Source organism: Caldisericota bacterium (assembly GCA_034717215.1).
Taxonomy (GTDB): Bacteria; Caldisericota; Caldisericia; order Caldisericales; family Caldisericaceae; genus UBA646.
In genome coordinates this window covers 1-14,844 of record JAYELD010000017.1, presented here as the reverse complement: position 1 = coordinate 14,844, position 14,844 = coordinate 1, and the positions used below count along the sequence as shown (strand labels likewise).

Sequence of the window (14,844 nt, the reverse complement as noted above, 5' to 3'; positions counted from 1 at the left end):
TTAATGGTTAGTTTTTTCTTTTTGTTTTTTTGTTCTTTTTTTCTTAATTTACATCTTTTCTTCTATTTGCTCCCTTATTCTCTTTGCAGTTTCATCCTCTTTTGCTGTTTTTTTCTTTTTGCTCTCTTCTCTTTTCTTGCTGTTTCATTCTCCTTATTATTTTATTATCTTTATTCTCTCTTATTGTTTTTATTTCTGTTTTATTTTTGTCCCTTCTTTTCGTTTCTTATTTCTGTTTTATTGACTATAATTTTAGCAGAAGGAGGCAAAAATGAAAATTTGTCCAAAGTGTGGGAAAGAAAACAACAACAATTCAGAGTATTGTGAATTTTGTGGAACAAAGTTAAGCATCACAGAAGAAGACTTTAGATGGGTTGTCATCACAACTACCGAAAACCAATTTGAAGCAGATATCATAAAAAATCTTCTTGAAGCAAACGGCATAGATGTAATGATAAAAAGACCAGGTGCAGGCATTGGAGGGTCTGCTGTATTAAGCAATCCTCTAATGGGAAGTGCAGGGGCCTGGAATGTGCATGTCGCCCAGATAGACATGGAAAAAGCAGAAAAGCTCTTAGATAAAGAAAATATATTTGAAGAGAAGGAAGATAATGGAACTCCTTAAAATGACAACAAAAGAAGTTAGAGAATATCTAAAAAATAAACACATTGTTATCATACCTGTTGGTGCAACTGAAGAACATTCTGATGCACTTCCTCTCGGAACTGATACTTTCACTGCAGAAAAAATTGCTATTGAAACAGGGGAAAAAACAAAAACAATCGTAGCTCCCACAATTAGTGTAGGGAATTGCCATTCTGTCACATACATGTTCCCTGGTACAATTTCTATATCACCTGTAACCCTTACAATGGTAATTAAAGATTACCTGGAATCTCTTTACAAACATGGATTTAGAAATTTTCTATTTGTTAATGGGCATGGAGGAAATATTGCTCCGATCAGATGTGCCATAGACAGTGTTGTTCCCATTTTCAAAAAATCTCGCTTTGCAGTAGGTTCCTGGTGGCTCTTTCAAGAATTGGAAGAGCCGTATGACCATGCAGGTCATGCAGGAAGAGGAGAGGTATCAATGATGCTTTATTTACATCCTGGTCTTGTGCATAAGAACCTTTTCACAGAAGAAATAAGAATATTGCCTCCATATTATGTTTCAGAAGACCTGATAAAAGATAAAATCACAAAAACAGGTATTATAAATGATACGCAAAACGGAAATGCAAAACTCGGTAAAATCCTTTTCGAAAAATCTATAAAGGTTTACATAAGCATACTAAAAAAAATGGAATAGAAATATATTTTGCTTTCCCTGTGTCTCTAAATAAATTAACACTTAATTTTACTGTTCAATAATTTCTACATAGACAATTCTCTCACGCGGCCCATCAAATTCACAAAAAAAGATACCCTGCCAGGTACCGAGTATAATTTCCATGTTTTCAACAATAAATGTTTTACTAGACCCAATAATAGCCGCCTTGATATGCGCTGCCGCATTGCCTTCAATATGAGAATAGACATCGTCCCACGGTACCAACTTATCAAGAGATTGTAAAATATCTCCTTTAACGGAAGGATCTGTATTTTCGTTTACAACAATTGCGGCAGTTGTGTGCGGCACATAAACAGTGCACAAACCACTTTTTATCCCACTTGCCTCTACAATCTGTTTCACTTTAGAAGTAATATCTACAATCTCTGAATGCTTTTCAGTTTTTACACTAATTTTCCACATCTCTATCACCCCAAGATTATTTTATTCCATTTTTTTGTATTTCAAAATATACTCGCACTTAAACCAAAATATCTACCTAAAAAGCATAAAAACGAAGCACAAAGTATTGAAAAAAAATTAAAATCTGCTATAAACTCGCAGGTAAGATAATTTAATTTTTGCCCTATAAATTCTATAAATTATTTATTAAAGGGGTGGCTGAAATGCGCACCGAAGGAAAACATATCCTCATGGATGTCTCTGGATGTAATCCAGAAATACTTAACAATTTAGAATTGTTAAAAAGCATTTTAAAAGAAGCTACAGAATATGCTAATGCAATTGTATTAGATGTTGCATTTCACCATTTTACTCCTCAAGGTGTAAGTGGAGTTGTAGTTATTTCTGAATCCCATCTCTCCATACATACCTGGCCTGAATATGGTTATGCTGCTCTTGATTTTTACACCTGCGGTGATGTAGACCCCAAAACGGCCTGCGAATACGTAGCAGAAAAATTAAGTGCAACATATATACAAACAACAGAAATTGAAAGAGGAATGAAAAAAAACGAGAGATACACTCAAGAGATTATTAGCAAAAGAGTAAAAGAAAATGGAAAAAAACTATCTGTACTTCCATGATGTTTTCGCCGCTGGCGAAGAACATTTACATGGGATAAAAAACACTATTGTAGAAATTAAAACACCATACCAATTCATTCAATTAGTAGAAAGTTCCTTTTTTGGAAAGATGCTAATTATTGATGGAGATGTTCAATCTTCAGTAAAAGACGAATATATCTACCATGAATCTCTTGTACATCCCGCAATGCTGCTCCACCCAAACCCCAAAAATATTATACTTTTAGGGGGAGGGGAAGGCGCAACGCTAAGAGAAGTGTTAAAACATAAAAACATAAAAAAAGTCGTTATGGTAGATATTGATAAAGACGGAATTGAACTTGCAAAAAAATATTTAGGAGAGTGGCACAAAGGGTCTTTCGAAAACCCTAAGACAACCCTCATAAATACTGATGCAAGAAAATTTATCGAATCACAAGTTGCCTCAAATTCTACCGATATTATAATAAGTGACTTAACTGAGCCCTTTGAAGCAGGCACATCGTATAAACTATTCACTAAGGAATTTTTTGCACTCCTTTTTGACAGACTCACTGAAGATGGTATCTTCGTCCTGCAGGCATCAATGCTAAGATCAGTCACTTACAGAATGCATAGCGCAATAAGAAATACTTTAATGCAAATATTCCCAGTGGTAAGAAGCTACTATGTATATGTGCCAAGTTTCGACACAACGTGGAGTTTTATACTTGCTTCAAAAAAATACGACCCCAAAACTGTAAGCATCAAAGAAATTGACGAAAAAATACAAAAGAGAATCGAAGGAGAATTAAAATTCTACGACGGAGAATCACACATGAGAGTATTCTCTCTTCCAAAAGACATAAGAAAGACTCTCGCAAAAAATAAGGAAGAAATTATTACTGATTCTCGTCCTTTATCACTCCCAAGAAAAGAGAACATATGATTCTTATACGAAACGGTATATTTTTAACACTTACCGAGAAAAATGTAATCCAAGAAGGAGATCTTATAATAAAAGATTCCCTTATTTATTATATAGGGCCACAAAAAGAATGGAAGGATAAATTCGATACAGTAATAGATGCAAAAAATCACATTGTGATGCCAGGATTTGTGAACGCTCACACGCATCTTGCAATGACTCTTATGCGTGGTATTGCCGATGATCTCCCTCTACAAAAATGGCTGTTCGATACAATCTTTCCAATAGAAAATAAACTAACCGAAAGAGACGTATATTTTGGCTCCCTTCTTGGCATTATTGAATCAATACACGCTGGTGTTACTACAGTAGCAGATTTCTACTTCCATATAGAGAAATCTGCGCAAGCAGTAAAAGAAAGCGGCATTCGCGCAAACCTTGGCTTTGGGCTTGCCTCAAAAATTGGTACAAACACACTAAGGCTAAAAGTAGCAGAAAAGTTTATAAATAAATGGCAAGAAAGTGAAAATAGAAGAATATTAGCAAGTTTTGCTCCCCATGCTCCTTACACCTGCACACTGCAATTCTTGAAAGCAATTAGCAATCAGGCAAGAAAAATGAATGTTCTCGTGCAAACTCATCTTCACGAAACAAAGGAAGAGGTAGAAGAATTTAAGAAAAAGTACGGAATAACTCCAATAGAAAAACTTGACACAATAAGATTCTTCGATGCAAAAGTTAACGCTGCACATTGTGTATGGATGAACAATAACGACATAAATATTTTGAAGAATAACAATGTAGGTGTTACTCTAAATCCACAAAGCAACCTGAAAATAGGCGCCGGGATCCCATCAATAAATAAAATGCACAATGCAGGACTAACTATTTCTATCGGCACTGACGGCGCTGCATCAAACAATAATTTAGCACTCATTGAAGATGCAAGATTAACATCTTTTCTTGCAAAAGGTACTTCACTAAATCCTGAACTGCTAAATGCAAAAGAATTGCTTAAAATGGCAACTGTAAATGGTGCAAAAAATTTAGGTTTTAATGATGTGGGATTACTTAAAGAAGGATATAAAGCAGACATTATCTTAATAGATACTAAGAAGCCACATCTTACCCCCCTTACTGATCCTCATTCTCTTGTCGCTTATTCTATGTATCCATCTGATATTGACACAGTGCTCGTCGATGGAAAAATAGTAATGAAAAACAAGGAAATTCTCACAGTAGATGAGGATAATATACTCAAAGAAGCAGAAACTTGCTACAAACAATTGCGTATCTCTAACAAATAACAAAAATGTTTAAAAAAATTCATATTTCCATCACATTTAATATCTACTATAATTAGGAGTGTTTAAAATACTTTAAGAGGAGAAGTGATAAAAAAATGAAAAAAATATGGCTTTCCCTACTAAGTGTAATACTATTATTCACTTTGACTGGATGTAGTATTATAAAAACCGGCTCAAAAAGCCCTCCGACCGCAAAAAATTTAACAACTGTAAAAGTGGAAAGAAAGAACATAGAAAGTGTCGTGAATCTCTCAGGTAACGTAGCTGTTGATCCAAAAATTACAATAGTATCTAAAGTTTCAGGCAAAGTAATTCAACTCTTTGTAGAAGAAGGCAATTGGATAGAAAAAGGAGATAAGATTGCGGAAATCGACTCAACGGTAGCGAGGTTTAATTATCAGAATACGCTGGTCAGCTACAATATAGCAAAAATCAATTATGAAAACTCCGGAAACACAGTTGCCCAAGCTGAAGCAAATGTTGAATCAGCAGAAGCTGCATATAGCATGGCAAAATTAAACCTGGACATAGCTGTAAAAACTGATAATTCTCATATACAGGTAAAGCAAGCAGAAGAGCAAGTAAAGCAAGCAGAAATTAACCTTGAGAATGCAAAAAACAACCTCTCTACCTTAGGAAGTAGCGAAGCAACCGATACTTCTATAAAGATAGCTAAGCTTCAACTAAACTCCCAGGAGCTCTCGCTTGCCATTGCACAGTTAAACTTAAAATCCTTAATGGAATCAGGTCCTACAGATGAAGACATAAAGCAAGCAGAAGAACAACTAAATCAAGCAAAAATTAATAACGATATTGCAAAAGAAAGTTTAAAGAGAGCAGCAAATAACCCAAATACATCGGACGAAGAAATTAAAACTTTTGAGAATCAGGTCTTGCTCACCGAAAGTAATATAAAGCTTGCAGAGTTAAATATTGATAGATTAAATAATTATGGAAGCCCATCTGAGGACGACATAGAAAGAGCAAGATATCAAGCAGAACAGGCGAGAGTGGCATTGCAAATATCAATAGAAAACTATAGCCAAGCGAAAACATCCAGAGATAACCAAATGAAACAAGCAGAAAATCAGGTTAAATTTGCAGAATCGCAACTTACTGTTGCAAACGAAAACCTCAATATAGCAAAAAACAGCGCTTCTGCTTCTTCCGATAGCATTGAAGTAAGAAAAGCACAGCTAACACAAGCAGAGGCAGGCTTAAAAATAGCAAAGCTAAATTTAGAAAACGCAGAGATTCAGATTTCGGTTGACGAATTGCAAATACAACAAGCATACAATACAATGCAAATAGCACTTAATAATTTAAATGATTATACCATTACATCTTCTATATCAGGTACTATTTTATCATTAAACATTCAAGAGGAAAATGCAATATCAATGGGTTCTATCGCTGTAATAGGTAACACGAAAAACTTTGTAGCAGAAGCGTTTTCCGATGAAATTGATGCAGTGAATATAAAGAAAGGTCAAGATGCTCTCTTAACCTTTGATGCATTTCCTCATAAAGAAGTTAAAGGTACTGTAGAATATATAGGGAACTCAACAACAGCTATTTCTGGCATACAAGCTTATAAAATCAAAATAAAAGTAGATGATTCATCAATAGTTTTAAAGGATGGATTAAGCGTAAATGTAGATATTACCACACAAATGAAAAACAATGTGCTTGCTGTGCCTATTGAATCGGTTTTTTATCATGACGAAAAATATTATGTAGATGTAGTGCAAAGTGACAATACAATACAGCGCAAAGAAGTAGAAACAGGTATATCCTCTGATGATTATACGGAGATTATTTCTGGCCTTTCTGAAGGAGACACAATCCTTAGGGTGCCTTATAACTCAGTGTTTACCGAAGTTGGAGGAATTAAAGGGATGCCGGGCGGAAAATAAAAAACTAAGTGGAAAGAAAAAGGTGAATAACTATGAATGAAATAATAAGGGCAGAAGACTTAACAAAAACTTATCGCCTTGGTGAAACAAGTGTAGAAGCATTAAGAGGAGTTTCTATAAATATTAATAAAGGAGAACTTGTTTCAATAATAGGCCCGTCAGGTTCAGGAAAATCCACTCTTATGCATCTTCTTGGCTGCCTTGATACGCCGACAAGTGGAAAATATTTCTTAGAAGGAGAGGATGTTTCTAAATTAAATGATACACAACTTGCTACTATAAGAAATAAAAAAATAGGTTTCGTATTTCAAACCTTCAATTTGTTACCACATCTTACTGTATTGGATAACGTAATTCTTCCTGTTGTATACAACGCAACAGGAGACATTAAAAAAGCAGAAAAAAAGGCAATGGAATTAATGGAAAGCATAGGTATGGAAAAAAGAGCAAATCATCTTCCTCCACAGCTATCAGGCGGGGAAAGACAGAGAGTTGCAATAATAAGAGCCTTGATTAATGATCCTCTCATTGTTTTTGCAGATGAACCTACAGGTAACCTCGATTCAAAAACAGGACTTGAGATAATAAAAGTCCTGAAAGAATTAAACACAGAAAGAGGCGTTACTGAAATTATTGTAACACACGATCCCTCTATTACACAGTTTACACATAAAATTATTCACATAAAAGATGGTTCCATAGAAAAAGAAATAGAAAATGTACATGTAGCAAATGTAGTGGAGATAAAAAAATGAAAATTGCAAGAATAATAAAAATGGCAATATCATCACTCAGAGTAAATAAGATGAGAACATTCCTTTCTACATTAGGCGTCATTGTAGGTGTTGCATCGCTTATTCTTATTACTTCAGTTGGATATGGCGCTCAACATGCTATTCTTTCGAATATTGAATCTCTTGGTTCAAATGTCGTTATTATTACCCCCGGGCAAAAAACGAATTTATTTAAAGCTGCAATGGCAGGGACAAGTACAGTTCTAAAACCTCTTACGTATGAAGATGTAAAATACCTTAAAAAGAAATTGCCCGACACACGAATTTCACCAGAGACTCGCATCAGTGCCAGCGTAAAGTATGGCAATTCGACAATTTCCACAAGTGGCATAGGAACAAATGTTGATGCGTTTTTTGTATCAAACTATACTTTAGCTTCAGGCAGGAGATTCACTAACCAGGATATTGATGGATATCGGAATGTATGTATTTTAGGTGCTACAACAAAAGACAGTTTATTTGGTAATACGGATCCAACAGGCCAATATATAAAGATAAATGATATAAAATATTTAGTTATAGGCACACTAAAATCGTTGGGCTCAATGGGTATGATGGACTTAGACGATATTATTGTCATGCCTATTACGACACTTCAAGCACATACAGGAAAAAGTGATGTCCAGGTAATTTATGTAAAAGCAATGGATGATATGCCGATGGATGTCCTGGGCGCCCGCATTAAGAGCCTTCTCATTGTAAGACACGGATCAGAAAATTTCTCTATAAATAGCGAACAACAGTACGTAGACCTTGCTACAGATATAACAAATATTTTTACTCTCATGCTTACAGCTATAGGATCTATTGCGTTGATTGTTGGCGGCATTGGCATTATGAACATAATGCTAGCCTCTGTTGCCGAAAGAACACGCGAAATAGGGATACGTAAAGCAGTAGGAGCAAAAAATTGGGATGTTCTACTTCAGTTTCTTCTGGAATCTACACTTATATCTGGAGGTGGGGGTATAATAGGAATCATTGTAGGCGTTGTTTTATCGTTACTTATTCCTCAGAGTTTTATACCTACCCGTATTACATCTACATCCATTATAGTGGGATTTAGTGTGGCTGTTCTCATCGGTATATTCTTTGGTGTTTATCCTGCAAAAAAAGCAGCACAATTAAATCCAGTCGAAGCATTAAGGTATGAATAGGAGGCAATAAATGAAAAAATCTGTTGTTTTTATTTTAATTGGTTTGTTTTTCCTACCCGTTACAGGGTTTGCTAATACATCAAGCTATGTAAATGTAGAGATTTCTGACAACTATGTAGGGTATTCCCCAGAGTATTCAATAAGTTTCTATCCTGAGACAGACTTAATAGAAAGTACCGAGATCACAATTGTGTTTGATGATAAAATTCCCATAAGAAGATTAGATAACACAAAAGACAGAATTGCTATAAACGGTTTTTATCTTACTGAAGACCCACAATTTTCAGGACATAGCGTTAAATTTTTTCTTCCTTTTGAACTGGGAAAGAAAAAAGAAATAACAATCGTTATAGAAAAAGGCATAATTTTAAATCCACAGGATCCTGGATATTTTAAGCTTCATATAAGATACGAAGATACTGATTTAGAATCTCAGTATTACCATGTAACTGATGTGAGTACAATTAAAAAACCTGAAATAAAACTTTTAGATAACGAAATAGAGATAAACTTTTCAGTAGGCCAAAATGGCAATTTAGACAGATACACGGCTACGACATTTGGAAAGGGACCTTTTACTTTTGTACAACCTACACCAAGAGATTTTATATTTATCCGCTTTTCACCTATTCTTTCAGATTCTTTTACTGTAATACCACGCAATAATATTAAGATAAATGATACCAACCCACCCCTTTCACCTGAAGTTAAAATGCATTTTGAAGATACAGCTATAGAAGAAAAAGAGATTGCTATTGTAGTACCAAGAGATATAAATGCAGTAAGTAGCGTAAAGATTATTATAAAAGGATTAAATCTACCTGACACAAAATCTAGCGATGCCTACGTAAAAGTATGGACATCAAAAGAAATGACCCCTATCAAATCAAATGTAATCTCAATGAAGGGTGGTTATTTCATAAACACATCTTCTATTGCAACACCTTATGCGCCAGATGGAGAAAATGAATTCTATGTTTCAGAAGTTAACCTTGATTTCAGTGTTGATACAGGTAGCTCCATTGATAAATACGATATTTACTATAGCAAGAATAATGAAAATTTTATACTTTACGAAAAACCTATAAAATTAAATGACGGGATACAGAATATTTACTTTTATTCAGTAGGTTTCTCTGATAAGAGAACATTCAAAGAGGATGTAAAAAAGATAGAATTTAATATAGATACAACACCACCTGTTATATTGCTTGAATCACAAAAAGAATCAGAGTCTCCAATTTATGAATTAAAGATCAAAATAGAAGATGATAATTTTGATTATGCTGCAGTCACTGTTCGCAATATAAAATTCGTGTTCAAAAGCAAAACATTTGATCTTCCCCTCTATTTATACAACAAAGAAACAACGTTCACAATTGAAGCAATAGATAAAGCAGGAAATAGTAGTGAATTAAGTTGTATCATTAACCAATCTTAAAGAATAATTGAAAATTATTCAAGTTCTGTTAGAATAATTTTCATGAAAGAATGGATCTACCTAATTTTTATAACGTTTCTTCCTGGAATTGAGCTAAGAGGTTCGATTCCGTTGGCTATTTTACACTACAATAAAAATATTTTTCTTAGCTCTGCAATAATAATTTGTGTGAACATATTACTCATACCTATTGTTTTTCTGATGTGGCAACTGATAATATTTCTCGCTGAAGAAATAACCATCGTTGATAAATATCTTAATTATGTAAGAAAAAGAGCAAGATCGCTAGTTGATAAATACGGATTCTGGGGACTTGTCATTTTAGTGGCAATCCCCCTGCCAGGCACCGGGGCATACACTGGCACACTCGCAGCAGAGCTTTTTGCTATGAAGAAAAGAAAAGCTTTTCTTGCAATAGGGTTGGGTGTTATCATCGCAGGAATAATTGTTACGCTTGCTTCAATCGGAACGATTCCCTTAAAAGGAATAAACAAATAAATGTCTTATCTAAAAAAACTAAAGAGTATCCAAAAAAATGCCCGACTTTATCTAATGAGCAATTTCCTGGCAGCAATAGGATTTAGCATTTTCTTCGTTATATTTAATATATATCTTCGTAAAATAGGAATTAGCACTGCACATATAGGCATGATAAATGCCGCTTTCCCATGGGGCCTGGCTTTTTTTATTTTTATATCAGGTATCATTTCTGATAATATTGGAAGAAAAAAATCCTTTATATTGGGTATATGGGTTGAGACCACCATGCTTTTACTCTTAATTCTTACTAAGAACCCTTACTTAATGATGTGGGCAGCATTTTTCCAGGGTATGGGTTCTTCGTTTTTTATCGTTTCAGAAGCACCATTTCTTACGGAAAGCAGCTCAAGTTTTGAACGCACACACTTATTCAGCTTTTCTTTTTCAGCACTTATTATAGGCGACTTTATCGGTTCACTTCTTAGCGGTTTCTTACCCAGTATCCTCAGTAAATCAGAGATAATAGGAATGAAATACACTCTGTTCACTGGTATTATAATCCTTCTTGCATCTTCTTTTTTTCTGTATCAATTGAATGAAAATTGGCAAAAGACAAAGAAAAAAATTAATTTCAACATGTTTTTTGAATCTTTTAAAGCGTTAAAAAAAGATTTTAAAAAACTGAAAATAGTTATCATATTTGCAGTTACCAATTTCATGTTGGGTGCCGGAGCTGGCCTTATAATACCGTTTTTCAACTTGTACTTTAAAGATAAGTTCCAACTCCCTATAAGTTCCATAGGGATTATTTTCTCCATCGGAAGTATTGTCACGGCGACAGGGACATTAATAGCCCCTGTGATTAAAGAGCGTTTTGGAGCAATAAAAGCCATTGTTCTCATGCAGGCTCTTTCGCTGCCATTTATTCTTGTGCTTGCCTTTACTAAAAAAACTTATCTTGCCATTACATCGTATTTTACAAGAGGGGCACTGATGAACGCAGCAGTCCCTGTTAATCAAAATACTTATATGGAATTAGTTCCCGAAGACATCAAAGCATCAGCGGTAAGCATTACAGAAATGTCATGGAATATTTCCTGGGGGATTGCTGCTTCTATTTCGGGTATACTTATTGGACAGTTTGGATATACACTGCCTATTCTTCTTATGTTTGCTTTTTACCTCTCTGGAGTTTTGTTCTTCTACATAAATATGCAAAATTACAAAATAACCGATGAAAAGAGAAGTTAAATTAGGGTTTATCAGCCAACTTTTTGCAAATCTTGCACTCTTCACACCACATCTTTTTATTCCACAACTTGCAGAGTCGTTTGGCGCAACAAAATTTGAGATAGGCCTTCTCTCTACATTCTTCTCTGCCACCATTTTTCTTTCCTCCTGGTTTTTTGGAAGAATCGCTGACCGAATAGGTAGGCGAAGAATTATAATTATTGGATTTCTCGCGTCTTCCATTGCTTTTACACTTGGATACTTTGCCAGCAGTTATACGGAATTACTCCTCATAAGAATTTTAGGAGGTGCCACTGCAGGTATTTACCCAGGGGCACTCGCAGCATATATATACGAAAAAAAAGGCACCATGGGGAGATTCTCATCATTTGGAGCAATTGGCTCTGCTATTGCTCAATACATATCGGGTGTCGTAGCAACTCTCTTGGGTTTACCACATTTATTCATTATCAGTGGAATTTCATTTTTTATCTCGCTCATCTTTGTTGCAGCTAGCATCAAAAAAGAGGAATACATAGCAATCAACATACCTCTTTTCCCAATCAATATAATTAAAAAGAACAAGCATATATACATTCCCCTATTTTTAAGACATATGGGCGCTACAGGGATATGGGCTTTTTGGGTGCTATACCTGGGTCAGATAGGAGTAAACAATTACTGGAAGGGAATTTTATTTACATTTAACTTCGCCACACAATTCTTGGTAATGTATTTTATTATGGATAGAATTTCAGGAAAAAAATCGATAGGATGGGGCCTTATTCTATCTGCGGCAATATTTTTATACTTTACTATTGTCCCTAATTACCTCTGGATCATCCCAGCAATGATTGCAACAGGATTTGCATGGTCATTTCTTTTTACAGGCTCACTAAAAGAAATTACTGAAAAAAATAAGGAAAAAGCAACAGCGTCGGGACTGATTCAATCATCAATAAGTCTTGGAAATATTTTTGGCCCTCTCGTAGCAGGGGTTATTGTAACTCTTACGGGCACGTACAAAGGAATAATGTACCTAGCTTTCTTTCTTACGATTATAGCATATATGTATTACTCTGTACAAATAAAAAAAGCTTAAGTTCCTCTGTCAGTTGTCGATTCTTCTTCGAGTTTTTCCAAAATTTTATCAACTCCACCAAATCGTGGATTTTTTCTTGCCACTCTCACTAAATACTTTTTACTCTTTTCTTTTTCTCCCAATTCATTATATGCAATGCCTAAGCCAAATAGCAAGGCAAGATCATCTTCCCTCATTGGAAGCATTGGAGGTGCAAACTGTTTAAATACCTCTATCGCCTCTTCAAATCTCTTTAACTCAAACAAAGAGGCGCCAAGAAGACGTGCTATCTTAATATTACTATCTCCTACGTTTATTGTCTTTAATAACTCTACTGTTTTCCTAATATTTGCAGAATGATAAAAAAGACTTGCTACAACAAATCTAAAAAACGGAGTATCCTTTTGTTTTAATTTTTTGATTAAAACATCGGCGGCTTTCTTGTAACTCTTAGGATTTTCACACGTCCCGGCAACCAAGTACTTAATATTATCTAAATTATTAGTTAACTCAATAGCCTTTAATATTAAGTCTGTCCCTTTTTCGCTATTTGCTTTATCAAGATATTTTTTTGCAGCAGTAAAATTGCGTATAGCTCTTTGTTCACTTCCAAATAAATAAAAAACATGCCCCACAAGAGTAGCAGCTAACAAAATTGTTCCAAACGTTCTTTTCTCAGGCGTGAATACAGAAAATACAGCAAAAATATAACCTAACGTAAGCAGCATAGGTAGAGAAATCAGTAAACTAAATTTTCTTTTCATAAAACCTCCATTTTCATAAACTATTTAATTGCCAGACTTTTTTGGTAAATCTTCTTACCAAAAATTATCATTCTCTCTCTGCACTATAAGCATCAAGTAAAAATACCTTTTCTGTTTCTACACCTGCGCTTTTTAAAGCAAAATATAAATTTTACTTTCCTTTCAATTTGTTTTTGAGTTTTTTCAATACAAAATATGCACTTATCATTTCATCTGCCTTTAATAGATATAAGACTGAAAGGTAGGCGAGTGAGAATAAAATAAGAGAAGCAAAAAAATTCATCGCAACATACCAGTTTATTGCAGGCAAAAAACTTTCAATTTTTCTAAAAGAATAATACATTATAATAATACCAATAACTGAACCTGCTAAAAATTTTGAAATAGAAATAGCAATCTTTTTGCTACCAAGAAACCCTATCTTTTTTCGAAGAAAGAAAAGCAGAAGAATCATATATAGATACAATCCAATACTTACTGCAAGCGCAATACCTGCATGTCCATAAATTTTTACAAGCATTCCCATAACTACAATATCAAAAACAGCTACTGCAAGAGAAATAATAGTAGGCGTCCACATATCCTTCATCGCAAAAAAAACACGCATAGAAATAACGGTAATCATTGCAGCAAATATTCCCAGAGAATAAAATTGAAAAGGTCGCGCAGTAAGTGCAACTGCCTCCATTCCAAATACACCCCGTTGAAAAACAATAGTCACAATAGCCTTATCAAATACAATAAATACAAACATAATAGGAACAATAAAAAAAGATGCAAATCGAATACTTTTTGAAAAAATATTACCTAACTCTTTCATATTCTTTTTCGTTGCAGCCTCTGAAAGAAACGGATAATAAGATGTTGCAAGCGGCACTGTAAGTATTCCAATAGCAAATTGTCTTAGTTTGTTCGCATACCCAAGAGATGCAATGCTTCCCTCCCTGAGACGAGAGGCAATATTATTACTCACTACCGTCACAACATATCCAGAAAATTGCTGCATAATCAAGGGGATTGAAAGGATAATTAACATACCAAGAATTGTTCCCTTCGGATTAAAATTCCAGGAAAACTTAATGGACAAAACATGTCTCGTATAAAACAGCATTACAAACGCTTGAATCACAGAACCTATTAGCATACCTGCAGTATATGAAAATACTCCTAAAGAATTGTGCCAGAAAATAAGCCCTACTATTATTGACACATTCAAAATAAGAGGAACGAGCGCAGTAATAAGAAAATTTTTATGCGCCTGGGAAACTGCGTAAAGAAAATTTGCAATAGCCCAGAACAAAGAAATGATAGCAAAGAAATCTACAAGCCTTGCTGTAAGATTAATAAGAGAATATTCGGTAAATCCAGGAGTAAGCACGTGCACAATTTGAAAGGAAAACACACCTAG

15 protein-coding genes are annotated in these 14,844 nt (G+C 34.6%); 12 read left to right on the top strand and 3 right to left on the bottom strand.

Going from position 1 to position 14,844, the window contains the following annotated elements; genetic code table 11:
* Window positions 1-271 precede the first annotated feature (271 nt).
* Entirely contained in the window at window positions 272-625 is a 354-nt protein-coding gene (locus tag U9Q18_00910; GenBank protein ID MEA3312919.1) for a DUF2007 domain-containing protein, read from the top strand.
* Window positions 612-1,313: a creatininase family protein gene (locus tag U9Q18_00905; protein MEA3312918.1), complete on the top strand. Its 702-nt coding sequence runs from the start codon at window positions 612-614 to the stop codon at window positions 1,311-1,313. The genes U9Q18_00910 and U9Q18_00905 overlap by 14 nt, the downstream gene beginning before the upstream one ends.
* Before the next feature lie 48 nt (window positions 1,314-1,361).
* Here U9Q18_00905 and U9Q18_00900 read toward each other — a convergent pair whose 3' ends face one another.
* Window positions 1,362-1,757, bottom strand: a complete 396-nt coding sequence (locus U9Q18_00900; GenBank protein ID MEA3312917.1) for a secondary thiamine-phosphate synthase enzyme YjbQ — start codon at window positions 1,755-1,757, stop codon at window positions 1,362-1,364.
* A 203-nt stretch (window positions 1,758-1,960) separates the two neighbouring features.
* On the opposite strand from U9Q18_00900, the gene speD reads away from it, so the two are divergent.
* From speD to U9Q18_00850, 10 genes are all read left to right on the top strand, one after another.
* A complete protein-coding gene (speD, locus tag U9Q18_00895) occupies window positions 1,961-2,380 on the top strand; it encodes an adenosylmethionine decarboxylase (GenBank protein MEA3312916.1) in 420 nt (139 codons plus the stop codon).
* Window positions 2,352-3,287: a fused MFS/spermidine synthase gene (locus tag U9Q18_00890; protein ID MEA3312915.1), complete on the top strand. Its 936-nt coding sequence runs from the start codon at window positions 2,352-2,354 to the stop codon at window positions 3,285-3,287. Before speD ends, U9Q18_00890 begins: the two co-directional genes overlap by 29 nt.
* The gene (locus U9Q18_00885) at window positions 3,284-4,573 is read left to right on the top strand and encodes an amidohydrolase (protein MEA3312914.1); all 1,290 of its coding nucleotides are present in this window, start codon (window positions 3,284-3,286) and stop codon (window positions 4,571-4,573) included. The genes U9Q18_00890 and U9Q18_00885 overlap by 4 nt, the downstream gene beginning before the upstream one ends.
* Window positions 4,574-4,668: 95 nt before the next feature.
* Window positions 4,669-6,489, top strand: a complete 1,821-nt coding sequence (locus U9Q18_00880; GenBank protein ID MEA3312913.1) for an efflux RND transporter periplasmic adaptor subunit — start codon at window positions 4,669-4,671, stop codon at window positions 6,487-6,489.
* A 32-nt stretch (window positions 6,490-6,521) separates the two neighbouring features.
* The gene (locus U9Q18_00875; GenBank protein MEA3312912.1) at window positions 6,522-7,244 is read left to right on the top strand and encodes an ABC transporter ATP-binding protein; all 723 of its coding nucleotides are present in this window, start codon (window positions 6,522-6,524) and stop codon (window positions 7,242-7,244) included.
* Complete coding sequence (locus U9Q18_00870) at window positions 7,241-8,440, top strand: ABC transporter permease (protein MEA3312911.1); 1,200 nt, start codon at window positions 7,241-7,243, stop codon at window positions 8,438-8,440. The genes U9Q18_00875 and U9Q18_00870 overlap by 4 nt, the downstream gene beginning before the upstream one ends.
* A 10-nt stretch (window positions 8,441-8,450) precedes the next feature.
* Window positions 8,451-9,881, top strand: a complete 1,431-nt coding sequence (locus U9Q18_00865; GenBank protein ID MEA3312910.1) for a hypothetical protein — start codon at window positions 8,451-8,453, stop codon at window positions 9,879-9,881.
* Between the two features lie 42 nt (window positions 9,882-9,923).
* On the top strand, window positions 9,924-10,379 hold the full coding sequence (locus tag U9Q18_00860; protein ID MEA3312909.1) for a small multi-drug export protein: 456 nt from the start codon (window positions 9,924-9,926) through the stop codon (window positions 10,377-10,379).
* 54 nt (window positions 10,380-10,433) lie between these two features.
* Window positions 10,434-11,612, top strand: a complete 1,179-nt coding sequence (locus U9Q18_00855) for an MFS transporter (protein MEA3312908.1) — start codon at window positions 10,434-10,436, stop codon at window positions 11,610-11,612.
* On the top strand, window positions 11,596-12,693 hold the full coding sequence (locus U9Q18_00850; protein MEA3312907.1) for an MFS transporter: 1,098 nt from the start codon (window positions 11,596-11,598) through the stop codon (window positions 12,691-12,693). The genes U9Q18_00855 and U9Q18_00850 overlap by 17 nt, the downstream gene beginning before the upstream one ends.
* Here U9Q18_00850 and U9Q18_00845 read toward each other — a convergent pair.
* Together U9Q18_00845 and U9Q18_00840 are read right to left on the bottom strand one after the other, a co-directional pair.
* A complete protein-coding gene (locus U9Q18_00845) occupies window positions 12,690-13,436 on the bottom strand; it encodes a hypothetical protein (protein MEA3312906.1) in 747 nt (248 codons plus the stop codon). The two genes, U9Q18_00850 and U9Q18_00845, sit on opposite strands and share 4 nt — an antisense overlap.
* Window positions 13,437-13,587: 151 nt before the next feature.
* Window positions 13,588-14,844, bottom strand: a 1,257-nt coding sequence (locus tag U9Q18_00840) for a lipid II flippase MurJ (protein MEA3312905.1), incomplete at its 5' end; no start/stop codon positions are given.

Excerpts from the sequence above, each read along its gene's own strand:
- U9Q18_00910 (MEA3312919.1), top strand. The coding sequence starts at position 272 with ATGAAAATTTGTCCAAAGTGTGGGAAAGAAAACAACAACAATTCAGAG.
- U9Q18_00905 (MEA3312918.1), top strand. The coding sequence starts at position 612 with ATGGAACTCCTTAAAATGACAACAAAAGAAGTTAGAGAATATCTAAAA.
- U9Q18_00900 (MEA3312917.1), bottom strand. The coding sequence starts at position 1,757 with ATGTGGAAAATTAGTGTAAAAACTGAAAAGCATTCAGAGATTGTAGAT.
- speD (MEA3312916.1), top strand. The coding sequence starts at position 1,961 with ATGCGCACCGAAGGAAAACATATCCTCATGGATGTCTCTGGATGTAAT.
- U9Q18_00890 (MEA3312915.1), top strand. The coding sequence starts at position 2,352 with ATGGAAAAAAACTATCTGTACTTCCATGATGTTTTCGCCGCTGGCGAA.
- U9Q18_00885 (MEA3312914.1), top strand. The coding sequence starts at position 3,284 with ATGATTCTTATACGAAACGGTATATTTTTAACACTTACCGAGAAAAAT.
- U9Q18_00880 (MEA3312913.1), top strand. The coding sequence starts at position 4,669 with ATGAAAAAAATATGGCTTTCCCTACTAAGTGTAATACTATTATTCACT.
- U9Q18_00875 (MEA3312912.1), top strand. The coding sequence starts at position 6,522 with ATGAATGAAATAATAAGGGCAGAAGACTTAACAAAAACTTATCGCCTT.
- U9Q18_00870 (MEA3312911.1), top strand. The coding sequence starts at position 7,241 with ATGAAAATTGCAAGAATAATAAAAATGGCAATATCATCACTCAGAGTA.
- U9Q18_00865 (MEA3312910.1), top strand. The coding sequence starts at position 8,451 with ATGAAAAAATCTGTTGTTTTTATTTTAATTGGTTTGTTTTTCCTACCC.
- U9Q18_00860 (MEA3312909.1), top strand. The coding sequence starts at position 9,924 with ATGAAAGAATGGATCTACCTAATTTTTATAACGTTTCTTCCTGGAATT.
- U9Q18_00855 (MEA3312908.1), top strand. The coding sequence starts at position 10,434 with ATGAGCAATTTCCTGGCAGCAATAGGATTTAGCATTTTCTTCGTTATA.
- U9Q18_00850 (MEA3312907.1), top strand. The coding sequence starts at position 11,596 with ATGAAAAGAGAAGTTAAATTAGGGTTTATCAGCCAACTTTTTGCAAAT.
- U9Q18_00845 (MEA3312906.1), bottom strand. The coding sequence starts at position 13,436 with ATGAAAAGAAAATTTAGTTTACTGATTTCTCTACCTATGCTGCTTACG.